We start from the raw sequence: 286 nt of genomic DNA, 5'->3' as shown, positions 1-286 counted from the left end.
GCCCCCGCCACCGGCACCGATACGGGGCGCCAATTGGGCGACCGTGGGCGCCTCGAACAAGGTCCGCACCGCCAGGCCGGCCCGCAAAGCCTTGTTGACTGCGGCGGTGACCCGCATCGCCGACAGCGAATCACCACCCAGGTCAAAGAACGACTCGTCGACCCCCACCCGCTCGATGCCGAGCACCTGCGCATAGATGCCGACCAGAATCTCTTCGACCGCGCCGACGGGCGCGCGATACCTATCGCCGTCCTGATAGTCCGGTGCCGGCAGGGCCCGCACATCG

At 68.9% G+C, this 286-nt stretch carries 1 protein-coding gene; it reads right to left on the bottom strand.

Translation table 11 applies throughout. The annotated features are described in order from the left end of the window. A partial coding sequence (locus AC5Y7E_RS24325; RefSeq protein WP_499950970.1) for a phosphopantetheine-binding protein occupies positions 1–286 on the bottom strand: 286 nt, incomplete at both ends.

The organism is Mycobacterium sp. NGS17, assembly GCF_059813205.1.
The sequence above is the reverse complement of the archived record's forward strand: the minus strand, read 5'-3'. Positions and strand labels throughout refer to the sequence as shown.